Annotated in this window: 14 protein-coding genes; 13 read left to right on the top strand and 1 reads right to left on the bottom strand. The window is 41.5% G+C overall.

The annotated features are described in order from the left end of the window. Positions 1-160: 160 nt before the first annotated feature. Positions 161-1,981 (bottom strand): class I SAM-dependent methyltransferase, encoded by a 1,821-nt coding sequence (locus EO116_RS02465; RefSeq protein WP_127160489.1) that lies wholly within the window; start codon positions 1,979-1,981, stop codon positions 161-163. Positions 1,982-2,415: 434 nt separating this feature from the next. Between EO116_RS02465 and EO116_RS02460 the strand changes: the two genes are divergently transcribed. The 13 genes from EO116_RS02460 (at position 2,416) to EO116_RS02400 (ending at position 15,538) form a co-directional block, all read left to right on the top strand. Continuing rightward, on the top strand, positions 2,416-3,051 hold the full coding sequence (locus EO116_RS02460) for a hypothetical protein (RefSeq protein WP_127160488.1): 636 nt from the start codon (positions 2,416-2,418) through the stop codon (positions 3,049-3,051). A gap of 320 nt (positions 3,052-3,371) precedes the next feature. Further along, on the top strand, positions 3,372-4,514 hold the full coding sequence (locus EO116_RS02455) for an isochorismate synthase (RefSeq protein WP_127160487.1): 1,143 nt from the start codon (positions 3,372-3,374) through the stop codon (positions 4,512-4,514). A 309-nt stretch (positions 4,515-4,823) separates the two neighbouring features. After that, positions 4,824-6,566 carry a 2-succinyl-5-enolpyruvyl-6-hydroxy-3-cyclohexene-1-carboxylic-acid synthase gene (menD, locus tag EO116_RS02450; RefSeq protein ID WP_127160486.1) on the top strand — a complete coding sequence of 581 codons (1,743 nt, stop codon included), beginning with the start codon at positions 4,824-4,826 and terminating at the stop codon, positions 6,564-6,566. Between the two features lies 1 nt (position 6,567). After that, entirely contained in the window at positions 6,568-7,407 is an 840-nt protein-coding gene (gene menH / locus EO116_RS02445; RefSeq protein WP_240629112.1) for a 2-succinyl-6-hydroxy-2,4-cyclohexadiene-1-carboxylate synthase, read from the top strand. 212 nt (positions 7,408-7,619) lie between these two features. Beyond that, entirely contained in the window at positions 7,620-8,759 is a 1,140-nt protein-coding gene (gene menC / locus EO116_RS02440) for an o-succinylbenzoate synthase (protein WP_127160485.1), read from the top strand. 146 nt (positions 8,760-8,905) lie between these two features. Further along, on the top strand, positions 8,906-10,147 hold the full coding sequence (locus tag EO116_RS02435) for a serine dehydratase subunit alpha family protein (protein ID WP_127160484.1): 1,242 nt from the start codon (positions 8,906-8,908) through the stop codon (positions 10,145-10,147). 146 nt (positions 10,148-10,293) lie between these two features. Continuing rightward, positions 10,294-10,857, top strand: coding sequence for a redoxin domain-containing protein (locus EO116_RS02430; RefSeq protein ID WP_127160483.1), 564 nt, complete (start codon positions 10,294-10,296; stop codon positions 10,855-10,857). A 309-nt stretch (positions 10,858-11,166) separates the two neighbouring features. Beyond that, entirely contained in the window at positions 11,167-11,517 is a 351-nt protein-coding gene (locus tag EO116_RS02425; protein WP_127160482.1) for a helix-turn-helix transcriptional regulator, read from the top strand. A 1-nt stretch (position 11,518) separates the two neighbouring features. Beyond that, entirely contained in the window at positions 11,519-12,700 is a 1,182-nt protein-coding gene (locus EO116_RS02420) for a DNA polymerase IV (RefSeq protein ID WP_127160481.1), read from the top strand. A gap of 9 nt (positions 12,701-12,709) precedes the next feature. Next, positions 12,710-13,672, top strand: a complete 963-nt coding sequence (locus EO116_RS02415) for a hypothetical protein (protein ID WP_127160480.1) — start codon at positions 12,710-12,712, stop codon at positions 13,670-13,672. A 3-nt stretch (positions 13,673-13,675) separates the two neighbouring features. Beyond that, positions 13,676-14,461 carry a sulfite exporter TauE/SafE family protein gene (locus EO116_RS02410; protein WP_127069358.1) on the top strand — a complete coding sequence of 262 codons (786 nt, stop codon included), beginning with the start codon at positions 13,676-13,678 and terminating at the stop codon, positions 14,459-14,461. A gap of 33 nt (positions 14,462-14,494) precedes the next feature. After that, on the top strand, positions 14,495-14,917 hold the full coding sequence (locus tag EO116_RS02405; protein ID WP_127160479.1) for a hypothetical protein: 423 nt from the start codon (positions 14,495-14,497) through the stop codon (positions 14,915-14,917). Between the two features lie 186 nt (positions 14,918-15,103). Continuing rightward, positions 15,104-15,538, top strand: a complete 435-nt coding sequence (locus EO116_RS02400) for a DNA starvation/stationary phase protection protein (RefSeq protein ID WP_127069360.1) — start codon at positions 15,104-15,106, stop codon at positions 15,536-15,538. The last annotated feature ends 82 nt before the right edge of the window (positions 15,539-15,620 follow it).

Genomic DNA, 15,620 nt, shown 5'->3' with positions numbered 1-15,620 from the left:
AGAACCGAAATAAAATGAATTGAATACATGAAAATAGCGACTCTGTCCCGTGGGATGGAGTCGCTGTTGTAGTATAGATGTATTTGAAATCGTGGTAGTATGTGATTCATATGGCTAGTAGCAAGATAGAATCATATATTAGAACTTGCTTTGTAGTGGATTAGCTAAATTGTGTTTCGTCCACTTCTAAGAATCCGAAGTATTCCATACGGCGGATCATTTCTTCGTAGAAAGCAAGGATCATGGTATATTTATTGGATTGCTGTAAAGCCAGAGGGCTAATGCTTTCTTCTGTCATAGCCTCGTAGATTTTGCACATCACATCATGTTTTGTGGTTGGCTTGCTGAGAAGTTTCATGAACTCTAAATCTTCTTCGTTGAAATCGGAGATAGGATCATTGTAGCGATTGCCAGGGTAGATGTAAGCGTTCACGCCTTCTTGTGGCATAATCTCTACGAATGGAATATAGCGCTCAGGGATATAGCTTTTCTTTTCTTCAAAAATATGATGTTTGAAAGGATGCTCTGTTTCCAACACAGATAGGCTGATACCGCCTTGAATGATGTGCTCTATTAAGAACTGATAGAACCATGGCAAGCACATATCAGGAATGGTATGCTCTCCTGTATAGGTCACTAATGTATTGTCTTTCAGATAGAAATGCGGACCTTCCTGTTGGAAAAGGTGTACTAATCCTTTCATGGTTAATGGGCTTGTAGAGCTTGAAGGTATAGAATTAGGTGCTATATCTGTTTTTGAACTGACCTGAGGATCATGAATATTAGTTATATCTATTTGCTCTATCTCTGGAGTAGCAAACTGTGCATGAGGTTCTTCACAGTTTTTAACTGTGTGAGTAGTTGCATCGGCAGAGATTGCCCCTTGGTTTACTAAGTGTTCAGAGTTTGGCATACGTTTTGCCAAGTTTTCAAAGATGGGCTCTAAATGCTCCGATGGAATGCGTAGGGTGAATAGGAATTGCTCCAAGTTGCGGTGGAATTCTGCATCAGTGACAGATGTTTCTGTGATGCGTTTTGGCGTAGCCCCTTTGCGGGTAAACAAGGATTTGCGGAATGCTGTGTTCAGCATGAAATCGATGTACTGTTCTCGTGCCAATGGGTCATGAGGGGCTAGGTCTTGTAATTGAGTGCGCAATGTTTTGTCATACACATCGGGGAATGATAAATTTAGATCGCAGTCGCAAAGGTAGGTAAATCCATGCTCCGCCATATGGTCCATGCATTGGTAAAAGTACACTGGTGTGTTCACTGGCTCTAAATGGTCATGGCCAACGTAGCAATCTTGTTTTTGCAATGTTTGACGTAAGGACTGCAAAAATGATGCTTGTTGGTTTTTTACCGTATCGTATTCAAGCATGAGAGCGCCTAGCTTACTGGCAATCGTTTTACCGTGGCGCACTTTTTCGCGATGGTTCAAGGTGTCGATATCTTTGTTGGCAAACTTCAAGAGAGCGCGAACACTGTCCATCTTATGCCAACCTGGGTAGGTGTTATAGGACATGTACAAGATACCGTTCTCTGCTAGATGCTCTTTGCAGAGGCGAAGAAAATTATCTTTTGTATCCTCGTCCACCCAAGAATAGAAACCATGGGCAATGATGTAATCATAGGTGCCGAGGTGCTGGTGACTTTCATTCACATCACCTTCTAACAAGTTAAGGTTAGTGATGCCCAATTGGTCGATGTAGGTCTTGCCTACGCTCACCTGTGTCGGAGCAATTTCGATGCCTGTGAAAGTCGCCTGCGGATAGAACAGAGCCTGAGAAATTAAATTACCGCCGTAGGAAGATCCGATTTCCAAAATGCGAGCTGTGCTAGCAGGGGCCGGTGAAAGTCCTAATAGACGAGCGTAACTTTCAAGGAACGGAGCAGACGCATAAGGGAAAGGCTGGGAAAGATACCCTAAGTCAGCATAGATTTCTTTGGCTTGCTCTTTAGTCATTCGTGTGTTGTATCGCATAAAAACTCCTTTATTCTCTGAGGTGTTATCATAGCACTCATGGGTTATAGTGAGTGATTTATTTCATATAGTTATATACCTATGAGTATATCAGAAATAGGGCAATTTATATACTAGTTGATGATGTAGGATATACAGGATAGGAAGGAACGGTTGTAAAGGTATATACCGCTAAAATCTTTTGATGTAGAGGGAGTAAAAGAATAATAAAAATACATGTGAGGTGTCCTAGCATGTATTTTTTATTCTGATGATAAGAACCATAAGGGAAGATATTTTAGTATTACGGACGATGAAATTTGTTGTATCTCGAAGCTCTACATATAACAGTTACAAAAAACTTTCACAATGACATATTTTGTCATTCCTCTTCGATATACTGAAAGTACCAATTGTTATATAGTGTTTGTTTGATGACAGAAAGAGGTATGAACATGAATTGGAAAAACAAATGGAAAGACGGATGGAACGAGATAGGAAACATGAGCTTGCGAGAACTATTTACTTTCACGAAGAAGGAAAAGTGGGCCGGTACTATATGTATAATCGCCTTTGTAGTCGGTATGATATTTAGTATGCGAGGCGTCGAAACGATAACAGCGTCTCCTGGCTGGATTGTAGGGTATGTTCATAGAGGCGGGACTGTACCTGATTATGTGAGCTATACACCACAGAAGACCTTTGAGGACAAAGGGGATGTACAGGTGGTGACTGGTCATCATTTGCAAATGCGTCATCTCCTATGGTACTTTTGGTGGGTAGAAGAAAATAATGACTTTACCATTACCTTTGATAAACGCGTGCCGAAGGCAGAGTACTATGATCATCGCACCGAGCAGACCTATACGTTATCCTTTGATACCAACAAAGGCACTGAGTCTGAGGTGAATGAGAAATTGAATATTATCAACGATGCATCGGAGGAGTTTTTCAAGAAACCTTTCATCAAAGTGGACCGTATTCAACGTATGCGTGAGAACTATTTGTTTTCGCCGCAATCGGAGGTATCTTTGACTACACCAGTAAAAGGTCCTTTGTTTGTACGAGGTTCTGTTAAGAAAAGTGTGTAATGAGTCTTACTAATCTTGAAGTTCTATCAGCTGTTGAAGGGTGGTATAATTGTAATACAGTCAAATAGTAATCTCTCAGACTATTATGTAGCCTATACTATGCTATGCATGTGGTATAATTGTAATAACTGAGTATGATGTAGCAAGTTTTTTAGTACCTCCTAGCTATACGGGATAGGGGTTATAGAAAGGTTGCGTTAGGAATAGTAACATGTAGATTGCTAGATATGTGCTTATACAGACCTAAGCTAACAACGTGGAATAACTTGCTATATAGAGCATAGATAGCAGTAGATACATTGCGAATGATGAGGAGTCATATGAAATATACTAAGGAGCCTTTACAATTAGACAATCCTTTGGAGTTTTGGCTAAACTTCGAGGGCGAGGAACGGGTCTTTTGGGGGGACCGTCAAAGCGATCGTGTGGTGGTAGGCGCTAAACGATTGGCGGTGGTACAAGACGACAGTGATCGGGAACAATATGCGTACGTATTTTATGGGGGCACCTTCTTTCCGACTGTGAAAGATGAAAAATGGCATAACATGGGCCATGAAATGGTGGCTTTCACCCATTACTATATTGTAGAAAATGGGGAGTCCTTTTACCTGCATGCAGGGGAGGGCGTAGATATACAGCGCCATAAGATTAAGCGTGTAGACCATACGTTTACAGAAACTAGTGATGATAAACAAGATTGGGATACCTTGATGGATGCCATTTTGACGAATATTCACGTAGGGCGCATGACGAAGGTGGTTTCCTCTCGTGAGGTAGAGTTTACTAGCCCTACAAAGTTTGATGTGGTGAGCATATTGGACCGTTTGGTGGAGAACAACCCGAATTGCTTTATTTTTGGTTATGAAAAAGAGGGACGTACCTTCGTGGGGGCCTCCCCTGAAATTCTCGTACGTCATCGAGGGGATGAAATTTTAAGCTATGCTTTGGCAGGAACGGCACCGAAGTTTGGTCCTAAGGCGTGGACGAAGGAACGATTCCTAAATGACCATAAAAATCGGGTGGAGCACAATATCGTGCGAGATCGTATTGTGCATACGATGCGGCAAGTGACGGAGGATGTGACCGTAGGAGAGACAGGGATTATGGAGCTTTCACGGTTATACCATTTGCGGACTATCATCACGGCTAAGGATAGTACGAAATCGCTCATCGAATGGGGGCAATTATTGCACCCTACACCAGCCCTAGGGGGCGAGCCGCGAGAACTGGCGATGGATTTACTGGCGAAGTATGAAGCCCATGAGCGTGGCATGTATGCGGCACCCTTTGGATTTATGAAAGATATGGGGGATGGCATTCTGGTGGTTGCTATTCGCTCTGCCCTCATCATGGGTAACAGACTCTATGCCTATGCTGGATGTGGTATTGTGAGCGAATCCAATAGCGATGAAGAGTACGAAGAAACCATTAATAAAATGGGGACTATATTGGATGCATTGTAGGATGATATATCTACGTATAGGTTAAACTAGGCATGCAATAGGTAGGATGATGGATCTACATACGTTTGTGGAAAAGATATAGGAAATTTAAAAGGAATGTTGAGGAATCAGCATTCCTTTTTTGTGCTATGCTCTCACGACTATGTATGCTAGTTAATTATGAACGAGGTAGGTGGCGTCTAGGTGTTAGATAGATGCCCAGTGCAACTCATATGGATACGTACAGAATCTAAAAACAATGGTATAATACTAGTAGATAGTCACTATTAACTATAACGCAATACCACAGATTGGTATAGGAGATACGATATGAATGAATATATAGCAAGTTTGGTGGATGAGTTATACCAATTAGGGGTGCGCCATGCGGTGTTCAGCCCTGGTTCACGGTCCACTACATTAGCCATGCTCTTTCAAAGCCATGGAGGCTTTCACACGTATATGAATATTGATGAGCGGTCTGCTGGGTTTATGGCGTTGGGCATTGCCAAAGCGCAAGGGGAACCAGCCGTATTGGTGTGTACATCGGGGTCTGCATTGACTCATTATGGACCTGCTGTGGTGGAAGCCAAGCACAGCGGTGTGCCTATGATTATTTTGTCCGCCGACCGTCCGTATACCTTGCAGCAAGTAGGGGCACCGCAGACCATTGATCAACAGAAATATTTTGGCACCGCCGTGAACTATTATGAGGAATTGTCTGTGCCTAGTGAAAGTTACTATTACACATACCCTCGTCAATTGGCACGCCGTGCCTATTTGAAAGCGAATGACCACAAACTGGGGCCTGTACACATCAATGTACCTTTGTTTGAGCCCTTGGTGCCCAATCGTGGGGCGGAGTATTTTAAACAAGGTCGTAGTGCGAAACCATTCCAACTTGTGAAACATGAAGAGATAGCATCCTTGGTATCGTTGCTGGATGGAAAACGAGTACTCATTTTGGGCGGTCCGTCGGTTACGAACCCGAAAGCGGTGGTGGACTTCGCCGATCGGATTGGCGCTGTGGTCATCGGTGACCCTTTGTCTAATTTGCGCCAATACGAGGGCGTGATTAGCACCTATGATGCGTTCTTGGTTCATCATGAACGATGGGAAGAGTTGCGACCAGATGTGGTCATTCAATTGGGGCAAATCCCTGTGTCGAAGCGGATTCAACAATGGATGGGGACCTTAACGGATATTGATTATATTACTGTCAGCCCTAATGCAGATGTGGTGAATCCTAGTTTGACGACTACCATACATGTGATGGCATCGCTGGATGTATTTGTAACAGAAGTATATCGTGGTCTATCTTTACAACAAGGGTTAGGTACTATAATTTATGAAATAAGTGAGCAAAAAGATAATTGTACATATCGAGACTTAGATACAAATAGTGCGTATAGTGGACAGCTAGCAGCAGATAGTTCCTATGTACAAATATGGCAACAAATCGAATCCAATAGCCGTGAACAATTAGACAAAGTCCAAGAGGAACCGAATCTATTTGAAGGTCGTACCATTCACATGTTACAACAAATGATGCCCGATGAAGGCCAAATTCTAGCGGCGAACAGCATGTCTATTCGTGATATGGACTATTTCTGGGCCACTGGACGATCGCAAGCCATGGTGTACGGCAATCGTGGTACCAATGGTATTGATGGAACTGTATCTACGGCGTTAGGACTTAGCATGAATGGGAAACCTACTGTTATGGTTACAGGAGATTTAAGTTTCTTTCACGATTTAAACGGCCTAGCTATTGGAAAGACACATGGTATGAATTTGACCATCATTTTACATAACAATGATGGAGGTGGGATTTTTCAATATTTGCCACAAAAAGGAACGGACGATTTCGATTACCTATTCAATACACCGCAAGGTATTGATTACAGTGGGTTAGCGACCATGTATGGCCTAGACTATGTGAAAGTCACCACCAATGCAGAATTGGAGCAGGCGATGCAACAATACATTGGTGCAGAGGGGATACATCTCATAGAAGTGCCTACGTCCAAAGAAGGTAGTTGTGAATTACATAAGGTCTATCGGGTGCAATAATATGAGAGCAATGATTCAAGATATACGAACCTTAGATATGCAACGCATGCAGATCCACATAGGAGAGCACCACTATGGGGTGACTGTAGTGGGGACGGGAAAACCGTTAGTCTGTTTCCATGGATTTTCCGAATCCGGCTCCACTTGGGATGGCATCGAGGTCAGCGGGTATCGACTGATACGCATCGATAGTATGGGTCATGGTAGGTCGGCTCGACCTATGGAATTAGGACCTTACACATTACCACAGATGCTGATCGATTTGCATACGGTTATCTATGCCGTAGCCGGTGAAAGATATGCTCTCATGGGGTATTCCATGGGGGCGAGGATGGCTTTATTATATGCATTAGAGTATCCAGAGGAAGTGACGCACCTAGTTTTGGAAAGTGGCTCTGTAGGGATAGAAGATAGAGTAGAACGACAAGACCGCTATGTAGCCGATCAAGCGCTGGCTGAACGGATTCGAGCACATGATATCACGTGGTTTAGCGAGACTTGGGCTAAGCTAGAGATTTTTAAGACACAACAAGGTTTGCCTACAAAGGTGGAACAGCAGATTAGAGGGCGGCGCTTGCTCAATAGCCCCCATGCATTGGCTTTCACCTTGGAAGGAAGTGGACAGGGGAGTATGCCTTATGTAGGCCATCGTTTGTCGGAATTGACCATGCCCGTCTGTTATATTAGCGGAGAATTAGATACGAAATATACAGCCATTGGAGCGCAGTATTTTGGCGATGTCCATCGCATTGTGCCTAAAGTAGGGCATAATGTACATGTAGAAGCACCAGAGGCGTATCAGCAGATACTGGAATGCTTTTTTTATACCGGTAGGTATTAGGGGATGTGTTGGTCATATATGCTAGAAGGATGTACGGATATGGAAATAGATGGTGTCAGGGATTCTATCTACGGGGCAGGACAACACTCGATAACATATCTAGTACAGCAATCGACCACATATCTACCACTTAATACAATGGGCTCCACTATGTTATGAAACCAACTAGTTATATATAATTCTAGTGATATGATAGAAATGAGAGGTGTCCTATGATTACAAATATCACCCTGTACCATGTGCAATTACTGATGAAGTTTACTTTCAAAACGGCAAAGGGCGAAGTAGGCATTAGGGATACTCTCATTGTTCGTTTGGAAGATGAAGCGGGCTGTGTAGGTTACGGGGAATGTGTGGCCTTTGTAGACCCTTTTTATACAAAAGAAACGGTGGCATCTTGTTGGGATACCTTATGTACTAGGTATTTACCAAACCTGTTGGGGCAAGAAACAACAACCACATTGCCACAACAATGGCTGCTGGAAGGCATGCCTATGACTGTGGCATCTGTGGAAAATGCCTTGCTCCATCTACAATGCCATCGCTTAGGTGTCAATACAGTGGAATACGTGCTACAGCAATCCTTACTACCGACCGTACCTACGGGCATTGTCATTGGCGAGGTTCCTTTGAATACTTTGGTGGATGCGGTGTCTGTTTATGTATCACAAGGGTGTCAGCGTATTAAACTGAAAGTATCCCCCAAGGATGGTTATGAACGAGTACAGCGTGTGCGTTCAGCCTATCCAGACCTTATGTTAGCGGTGGATGCAAATCAAAGTTATACCTATGAAGATATGGATAAGGTACGGGCATTTAATGAATTTGATTTAGCATGTATAGAAGAGCCCTTTCAGATAGATAGTTTAGAAACCTATCAACAATATAGGTCAATGCATGATTGGGGGATTACGACTCCTATATGTTTAGATGAATCGATTTTGGAATATGACGACTTGGTCTATGCTCATACGCATGGCTTGTTAGATGTACTCAATGTAAAAGTAGGGCGTTTAGGTGGTCTTCGAGAAACGGCCAAGGCCATTCAGTATTGTCGTGACCATGGCATCCAGTACTGGATTGGCTCCATGGTGGAATCCAGTATTTCCAAATGGATACATGTACAACTAGCGGCTCTAGGAGATACCTATATGCCGGGAGATTTGTCAGATTCGTTGCGCTATTTTGAGCGAGATTTGACTAGTCCACCCATTGTTAGTAGAATGAAAGACTGTGGTGCAAAGGGACTTTCACAGTTTGTGGAGGTGCCTAATGGTGCTGGATTGGGTGTAGACGTTGATATAGAGGCGTTAGAGGCGTATTGCATAGATAAAAAATTATGGCACCTATAACTGATTTATATACTTGTATAGGTTGTGAATGTGGTATGATACAATATACCAGTAGTGTATGAAACTATATGATATATACAGATATGATGCATTTCAAGTAGAGGTGGAACGTATCGTTTTTAAACATAAGTAAGTAGGAGGTTTGTATGACAGAGTACATAGAATTATTAAAACGTGAGGTAAAACCGGCCTTTGGTTGTACAGAGCCAATTGCCTTGGCCTTTGCAGCGGCGAAAGCGGCAGAGCTATTGGGCGTTCGACCAGATCATATTCATGGTCGTTTGAGTGGCAATATTATTAAAAATGCAAAAAGTGTGACCATTCCTAATTCAGAAGGGCGTACGGGCATTTATTATAGTCTTATTTTAGGTACCCTAGTAGGGACAGCAGCGAAAGAATTAGAAGTGTTAGAAGACCTTACTCATGAACAAGTGGTAGAAGCAGACCGTTTATTTGAAGCGGATTACTGTGATATTGAGCTAGCAGAAGGGGTAGAAAACTTATTCATCGAAGTTACTGCTGTGGCTGGTGAGCATACGTCTAAGGTCATTGTTCAAAATACACATACCACTATTTCTTACGCTGAAAAAGACGGAGAAGTGTTGATTGCCTTATCTGCAGAAGAAGTGGCTAAGCACTCTATGGAATTGTGCTTTGATTCTTGCTATGAATTTGCTAGTACTGTAGATGCGAAAGAGTTGGAAGATATTTTAGGACCACAATTAGATTTGAATATGGCTATTGCCGAAGAAGGTATGAAAAATAATTATGGTTCTAACATTGGTAAATTGATTATTTCCAATTCTTCTTCCATTGCGGATAGAGCACGTGCCTATGCAGCGGCTGGCTCTGATGCGCGCATGGACGGCTGTTCTATGCCAGTAATGATCAACTGCGGTAGTGGTAACCAAGGGATTACGCTATCTGTGCCTATCATGATGTATGCTAAAGAATACGGTATCGATCGTGACCATACGTTGCGCTCTTTAGCCTTAGCCAATGTGTTAGCCCTATACATTAAACAATACATTGGTCGTTTGAGTGCGTACTGCGGTGTAGTGAGTGCTGCCTCTGCGACAGCTGCTGGTGTAGCATTCTTGCTCAATGAATCCAAGGAAGTAGTTTGGGAAACATTATCAAATGCATTGGCAGGTACATCCGGTGTGGTTTGCGATGGGGCAAAGGCATCTTGTGCTATGAAAATTGGTATGTCTCTTGGTAATTCCTTATTAGCCTATACACAAGCAAAGACGGATAATAGCTTTAAAGCAGGCCAAGGTATTGTAAAAGAAGACATTGACCATACGGTGCAAACGGTAGCAACCATTGCTCGTGAAGGAATGAAGCAAACCGATGTTGTCATCCTAGAAACGATGTTAGAAAAATAATCTATGCATTATTGGTATAGAGAATGAGAACAATTCTATATTGATTTTTGTAAAAGTATAGTGTATGATAGATACATAGATTGATTCCATAGCTACATACCTAGTATGTGCTATGCATAGATTGTAACAATAAAGGAGATATTAGAATGGCAATCATCGGTAAACAACTACCAGCTTTTGAATTAGATGCATTCCGTAAACCAGAAATCATCAAAGTAAGCAACAAAGATATCGAAGGTAAATGGAGCGTGTTTGTATTCTATCCAGCAGACTTCACATTTGTGTGTCCAACAGAATTGGCAGACTTACAAGATCAATACGCAGAATTGAAAGATTTGGGCGTAGAAGTATTCTCCGTATCTGTTGACTCTGCATTCGTTCATAAAGCATGGTCCGATGCATCTCCTACTATCAATAAAATCGAATACACTATGGTATCCGATATTAAACATGAATTAGCTGACTTTTTCGAAACATTCTCTGAAGAGTCTGGCCAAGCATACCGCGGTTCTTTCGTGGTAGACCCAGAAGGCATCATTCGTGCCGCAGAAATCTGTGACATGGGTGTAGGTCGTTCCGCTGCTGAGTTAGTACGTAAAGTACAAGCTTGCCAATTTGTTGCAAAACATGGTGAAGTGTGCCCAGCGAAATGGACTCCTGGTGAAAAAACATTGAACCCAGCAGATCTTGGCTTAGTTGGCAAAATCTAATGTAAATAAACAGCTCCTGTAGTTAGTTGTGGTTGAAGAATCCTCTCCCTCTCTCGAATCTTCAACAATACATGATGTACTACTTGAGTATGTTGACTATATTTGTAAACTTTCCTAAGAACACATCTTAGATCCTTTACTTCCCATAAAAACGACAAAGCTATGCTTTGTCGTTTTTATCTTTCTTAAATTACATAGTGGTATTACTAAAAAGTATCCTTTATTCATTTAAATTATTAGATTTAGTTTAGAAATTTGTATATAATAAGGGGGTAAGGTTACAAGTAAAATACATATAGGAGAATGAGAATGTTAGAAGTTACATACGAACGTTTGGCAGCGATTTTTAAAGCCCTTAGCGATGAAACGAGATTGCACATAGTAGACATGTTGTCTTGTAATGAATTATGTGCTTGTGATATTTTGGCTAGCTTTGAGTTATCTCAATCTACTCTTAGTTATCACATGAAAATCTTAATTGATGCAGGTATTGTGAATTCTGTGCGTAGCGGTTTGTGGACACGCTACTCCATTAATGAAGAAGCATTTGATGAATTTGTTAAATTCTTGCCTGAACTATATAAAACAAAAGATGAGTGCATTTGCGCACAAATCAAATACTGCCGTATTGAGGATGCTCCACAAGCGGTGGTAGAATAATATGAAACGTTGGATTATGCATGTAGACATGGATGCTTTCTTTGCATCTGTAGAACAACATGATCGTCCAGAACTACAAGGTCATCCAGTTATCGTGGGTGGCCTTTCTTCACGTGGTGTGGTGGCTACGTGCAGTTATGAAGCACGGAAATTTGGGGTACGTTCTGCTATGCCTATTGGGAAGGCTAGAAAATTATGCTCAGATGGTATCTATCTATTGCCACGGATGGAACGATATCATGAAATTTCTGATCAAATTCATGAAGTGTTGCATCGGTTTAGTCCCTATTTAGAGCCCATTTCTTTGGATGAGGCTTTTTTAGATATTTCAGGACTAGGAAAACTCTATGAATCGCCTATGGCAGTAGGACGTGCTGTGAAAGAGCAAATTAGGTCCTTAACCGGTCTAGTCGCCTCTGTCGGGATTGGACCGAATAAGTTTTTAGCGAAGCTTGCATCGGATTTGAAAAAACCAGATGGCTTATACATTATTCCTCATGGGCAAGAGGTAGCACATATTGGGCGCTTACCAGTGCGTAGATTGTGGGGCGTAGGGGCCCATATGGAACAAGCTTTACAACGAGGTGGCTTTCATCAGATTCAAGATGTTGCGCGCCTAGAGTCCTATCACGAGTTAGAACCCTATTGCGGTCATCAAAGTGAACGTATTTATTTGTTATCCAAAGGCATTGATGAGCGTCCTATTGAGTGGAATCGTGAGTTGCAATCCGTAGGCAATGAACTGACCTATGAAAGGGATTTAGTGGATCCAGAGGAAATCGACCATGAATGGCGATATTTTGCGCATCACGTGGCTAAACGATTACGCCAGAAGGGGCTCAAAGGTCATACGATAGCTATCAAAGTGCGATTGCCAGATTTTACCACTAAAACACGGCAAAAACGATTATCCTATCAGACGGACCGAGAAGATGTATTGTATGAGACGGCGTGTGTATTATATAATAAACTTAATGTACAAGGGCCGTTCCGGTTATTGGGGATTACGGTCAGTGGCTTTCACCAAGAGGTGGAACAAGAGTCGCTTTTTCAGAGTGAAGAAACAGAGCCAGATCGATTAGCGCAAGTGCTAGATACTTTGGAAGAACGGTTTGGAGAAGATATTGTTACCACGGGAGCTCTGTGGAAACGAAAATTGAAGGATGATACGACATCGTCTTAGGAGGATAGTATGCAACAATATATATTGGAACAGGAACAGATTGAAGAATTGTTACAAGGATTGCAGACAGCCTATAGTCATTGCAAGGAAGTACAACAGCAATATGTGGCGAATTTAGAGGCGCAACATATGGAGTCCCCTGAAATGGCTATGGAAGTGGTAGAAGATTTAGAAAACTTTGCTCATATGTTGGCGCTGCTAGGAAAACAATGGGAAGAACTACGTAGTCTCCAAAGTATGGTAACAGAGCACTATCTGTATGATATGATATCTTCCTTAGAAGAGCCAACAGCAGTAGAACCTATGGCTGAGGAAGGTGTGGAAGGCTATGATGTAGGTGTTGCTTTAGGTGTAGACTTTGTGATGGCTGACCGCTGGCAAGGGGAAGAATCTGTCGAAGAAGTTGTGGAAACCGTTGAACTAAAGCCAGTATCAAGTTCGTTTATGGATTTATTTAGCAGTACTAGCGAAACGAAGCGTATCCATGAATATGACTATGAAGACTGGGAGTTGGCAGAAGAGGACCGTGCAGATGTTAGTCAAGAGGAGACTGCTATAGACCTAACAAAACAAACTAGTACAGAGTCTCACTTGTATGATACCTTCGAGACGGTAAAACCTAAAAAAGAACATAAAAAACGTTGTAAACATTGCACGGAAAATTCTCCTATTCCAGAAGAACGAGAAAAATGTTGCATTGTGAAACACGAAAAAAAGAAAAAGAAGGAAAAAAGCAAGGATAAGTCGAAACATAAAAAAGAGACTCTTTCTATAGACAAATGGGCGAAAAAATTGTCCAAATGGGAACGCTATGCAGAAGAGCATGGCGACGCATGGACGGAAAAAGTCTTACAAAAAGTAGCCAAAAAAGCAGAGAAAAAGGCAGAGAAAAAAGCGGAAAAGCGTGGGATGAAAGCAATCTTTAAGAAGCATAAGTTAGACCGGTTTGCGAAACTAACTAAGGAGGACTAAGATATGGATGTAGTCAGTATATTAGGGTTTATCTTGTTAGGCGTTGCTGTGGCTGCACTAGGAACCATCATTGGTGCTGGTGGTGGTATTATCTTTGTACCTGTATTTTTATATTTTTTTCCAGAGTGGACACCAGCCATGGTGGTAGGTACTTCGTTGTTTACGGTAACTTGTAATGCTATTTCTGGAACCATTGCCTATGTGAAACAGAAAAAAATACTCTACAGCGCAGCAATTTTATTTAGCATTGCTACCTTCCCTGGATCCATCATTGGCGCTCATGTGGCGGAATACTTTGATGGTAGTGGGTTCCGATTCTGGTTTGGTTCTTTCTTGCTCATCATGTCCGGGTTTATTGGCTACAAAAACATGCGAAAAGGAGAGCGTAAAGAAGAATCCTTGCAGTTAGAAGAATTGACCTATAATAAAACAGTTGGTGTATTGGTGAGTGTTGTGGTAGGGTTCTTATCCAGTTTATTTGGTATCGGTGGTGGATTGATTCACGTGCCAGCCTTAATTTATATGATGGGATTCCCTACGCATATGGCAACGGCTACGAGTCATTTTATCCTAGCTACCTCCACATCGGTAGGGACATTAACGCACTTCTTGAACGGACATATTCATTTTGAAGTGGCCATCCCTTGCGGTATTGGTGCCTTACTAGGTGGGCAACTAGGTGCCTACATTGCGAAACGATTACGAGCAAAAACAATCTTGATTGGCCTATCTATTGGGGTTGGCATTTTAGCGTTGCGATTGATTTACACATCTCACGTATTGTTCTAAGGAACAAGGAATAGATTAATTAAAGAGGATACTATGGGAAAAGGAAAGAAAAAGAAGCAACACCAATCACAGCCACAGCAAACGATTACAACAGCCCGTTTGACGACGATGATCAAATGGATGCTATTCATCAATCATTTGGCGTTGTGCTGGTTCTTTAATGGCAGGGCAGACATGAGTTTACTAGCTGCTAATATGTTGGGCGGCTTAGTTCTTTGTGGGATTTACTGGATGCGTTTCAAGAAAGAAATGTTCACCGATGCAGAGGTAGAGCGTGGTATGCGCTACGTATTATCCTATATTCTGATGACCATGACTGCCTTCTTTTACACCTTGGCGATGTATCGTTCGGGTGAGTTAACAGACACCATGTATTTGATTATTACAGGGGCTAGTTTCTTTGTATGGTTCTGCTTGTACAGCGCTACACAAGGATTTATTAAGAAAAGTGAATAATATATGATATAAGTTCTCGTTGCGTTATAGGTAACGGGAACTTTTTACATTCAAATATTTCGATAAACTATATGAAAAACTATTGCATTTTCTAATATACTATGCTAAGATATGTACATAACAAATAATAATTATTAATTGCTAATTATACTAATTAGCAAAAAACTAAGAAAAGGAGAACAAGTTATGAAAAACTTACAAGCAGTCAACCAATATATTGCAAACTTAGCAATTTGGAATATTAAACTTCACAATTTCCATTTTAATGTAGTAGGATCTCAATTTGTGCCAGCTCACAAATATTTAGAAGAAGTCTACGATGTAGCATTCGACTATTATGATGCAGTGGCTGAACATGTAAAAATGCAAGGTGAAGAACCTGTAGTACATGTGGCAAAATATTTAGAAATTGCATCTTTAAAAGAAGAACCAGGCAACAAATTCTCTGTAGAACAAGTTTATAAATTCTTAGTAGGAGACTTTGAATTGTTGAATAAAGAAGCTCGTGCCATTCGTGAATCTGCTGATGAAGAAGGCAACTTTGGATTAGTAGCTATCATGGAAGATCACATCGCTTACTATGAAAAACAATTATGGTTCTTACGTGCTACTTTAGGCTAACTCCTCCTGAAAGTAACATCGAACTAATCACATACACTCCATTATATGTGATACTATCCTGAACATTACTAACACTATACAA

The sequence above is a fragment of the Veillonella sp. VA137 genome (genome assembly GCF_003992015.1).
In the GTDB taxonomy this organism is placed as follows: Bacteria; Bacillota; Negativicutes; order Veillonellales; family Veillonellaceae; genus F0422.
This window is presented reverse-complemented; position numbering and strand designations above follow the sequence as displayed.